Source organism: Thermanaeromonas sp. (assembly GCF_021890735.1).
In the GTDB taxonomy this organism is placed as follows: domain Bacteria; phylum Bacillota; class DSM-521; order Neomoorellales; family Neomoorellaceae; genus Thermanaeromonas.
In genome coordinates this window covers 1-2,612 of sequence record NZ_JAKKUR010000139.1, presented here as the reverse complement: position 1 = coordinate 2,612, position 2,612 = coordinate 1, and the positions used below count along the sequence as shown (strand labels likewise).

Annotated in this window: 3 protein-coding genes; all 3 read left to right on the top strand. The window is 48.0% G+C overall.

The window, feature by feature from the left end; all coding sequences use genetic code 11:
- A partial coding sequence (locus L5656_RS11225; protein ID WP_297202975.1) for an AI-2E family transporter occupies positions 1-947 on the top strand: 947 nt, incomplete at its 5' end.
- 386 nt (positions 948-1,333) lie between these two features.
- Positions 1,334-1,450 (top strand): cytochrome c biogenesis protein ResB, encoded by a 117-nt coding sequence (locus L5656_RS11490; protein ID WP_366018325.1) that lies wholly within the window; start codon positions 1,334-1,336, stop codon positions 1,448-1,450.
- A 218-nt stretch (positions 1,451-1,668) separates the two neighbouring features.
- Positions 1,669-2,472, top strand: a complete 804-nt coding sequence (ccsB, locus tag L5656_RS11220; protein WP_297202974.1) for a c-type cytochrome biogenesis protein CcsB — start codon at positions 1,669-1,671, stop codon at positions 2,470-2,472.
- Positions 2,473-2,612: the final 140 nt, after the last annotated feature.

Below are 2,612 nucleotides of genomic sequence, written 5' to 3'. Positions count from 1 at the left end.
GGCTTCTTATATCACTTCTTCTCGGTGCCCTCCTGGCCTATACCCTTAAACCCGCAGTATTATATTTGGAAAGCCGCGGCTTGCCCCGCGTGCGGGCCATCCTTTTCTTGTATCTTATAGGCTTGCTTATTTTGATTCCCACCCTTCTTTATGTCCTACCCCAGCTCTTCCGTGAGTTAAACAACTTCCTCGATAAACTCCCAGAGTTTAACCAAGAAATACAAGGATGGTTTAAAGTTTTTTATGAACGCTACCAGCGGCCCGGAATGCCTTTGAGCTTTCGCCGGGTTGTGGACGAGACATTAGCCCAACTTCAGGCCAAGGTTGAGGGCGCAACACGGGAAGTGGCCTCTTTCCTTCTTAACTTCCTATCCGGCTTCCCTAGCCTGGCCTTAGCTCCTGTGTTAGCTTACTATTTCCTTAGAGACAGAGAAGCTTTAAGCCGCGGAGCCATTAGGCTTCTGCCTTCTGGCTGGCGTGAAGAGTTGTTAGGGTTGTGGGTGAAAATAGACCGCGTGCTTACAAGCTTTGTGCACGGCCACCTGCTAATCTCCATACTAGTAGGTATGCTGACCGGTGCAGGTCTTTTCCTGGCCGGTAGCAGTTATGCGGTCATACTGGGAATTGTAATGGCCATGGCCGATCTCATTCCGTACTTCGGCCCTCTTCTAGGCGCCATCCCCATAGTAGCCATCAGTTGGCTGGAATCCCGGAGGCTTGCTCTTTATGCTTTGCTAGTAGTGATAGCCGTACAACAGATCGAGGCTGCTATTTTAGCTCCTCGTATTTTAAGCCAGAGCGTAGACCTTTCACCCCTGGCTATTATACTTGCACTGCTTGCTGGAGAAGAGCTCTTTGGAGTGGCTGGCCTTTTACTTTCTGTACCGGCCTTGGCCATAGGACGGATACTTATTGGTTTTCTTTGGGATAAATTAGTGCGGCGCTGAGATAAGATGCAAATTTTGATGGCCATATTACAACGTCTCGCCCGGAGGGCTAAGGAGAGGTAAAGGTTCTTTGGTGCGGCACGGGGCAGAAGCCCTGCATGAAGGAATTATTTGGAAGCAAGTAGGGAATTAAGTGATACTTAATTAGCCTCCTCCGCACCCTCTCCACATCAACTCCGCTTCATTTCCGCTTTTTGAACAAATGCAAGATAAAGTGCTATTAAACCTCTCGCCGGTATTAAACTGGGCCATATCCGGCACCCAGAATTTGACCTTTATTCCTACGGAAGCATCCACTGGAAAGCAGGCAGTCTCGTTCCTCAAGGTCAGTCCGGAGAGTTTTATCGTATCCATTATGGAGAATCACTAGGGGCTTCATCATACTTTTGTCTTTAGACCATGTCTACAGCGCCTGGTGGTTTGTGGTTCTAAGCGCTTTTTTCGCCCTAAATACGCTTTTATGCGCCGTGCATCGTATAAAACTATCTCCCAAGAGCTACTGAGTAGTTGGTTCCTTTTTCCTCCACCTGAGCATGGTAGCTATCGTTGTGGGTACTTATATCTTTGGGTTGACAGGGTATAGCGAGTATGTTGAAATCGGGGTAGGGGATACCCAAGATTTATCTTCCAAAGGTTTTCCCGGACGGGTCCTAACAGTAAAAGATTTTAGAATCAGGCACATATCGCCGAAAACAGCTCATGAACGAGGTGAGCAGAAATTATGGAAGTGAAGTTTTATCTTATCGCTTATGGTTTTTTGTTTGTAGCCTTAATTACAAGTTTCATATCCCTTTGGAAGCAGTTTAAGTATTCACTCCAGCTTCCAGTAGGGGCGATGCTCCTTGCACTTTTAGCTTTAAGTTTAGGACTCATCCAGCGGAGTATGACCGCGGGCCGGCTGCCCTTTGCCAGCTTGTACGAATTTACCCTTCTCTTCGTCTGGGGACTGCTTTTGTTGTTCATGTTTGTACAGAGAAAAATTAAATCTCCTCTATTTAATGCTCTAGTAGCTTTATTAGGGGTAATTCTTCTTTCCTGCGCTAGCACCCTGCCTTCTGAAACCGCCCCCCTTATGCCTGCCCTGCAGAGCATCTGGCTTCAGTTTCACGTCTTCACCGCTATTGTTGCCTATGGCGCCTTCGGCCTCTCCTTCTGTGCCGGTGTGGTTTATTTGCTTAAAGGGCGCCTAAAAGAAAAAGCCCTTGGACTTGCCCTCCCCAGCTCAGAAAAGCTTGAAGAAGTGCTGCATTGGTCCGTAGTCGTAGGTTTTTCCTTTATGACCCTGGTTTTAATCACGGGGGCGGTGTGGGCTGAGGAGGTCTGGGGTAGCTGGTGGAGTTGGGATCCTAAAGAGACATGGGCTCTGATAACGTGGCTCATCTACGCCGGATACCTGCATGCCCGAAAAAGCTACGGTTGGACCGGGGAAAAGGCTGCCCTTATGGCCGTCATCGGCTTTGCTGCTGTGCTTTTTACGCTTTTTGGCGTATCCTTACTTATTCCCGGGTACCATAGTTATTTATGATTTCTCCTTTCTCCTGAAAAACCGGGCAGCGGCCGCGTCAGTTTTTTGTGACTTACTTCATAGCGCCGTCCCGGCCTGTTTCCTAATAATGATTAGGAAACCAGCTAACTAAAGAGGATGATGCAGATGAAATGGAGCAA

Bases quoted from the DNA above. Each gene is read 5' to 3' on its own strand.
- ccsB (WP_297202974.1), top strand. From the start codon at position 1,669: ATGGAAGTGAAGTTTTATCTTATCGCTTATGGTTTTTTGTTTGTAGCC.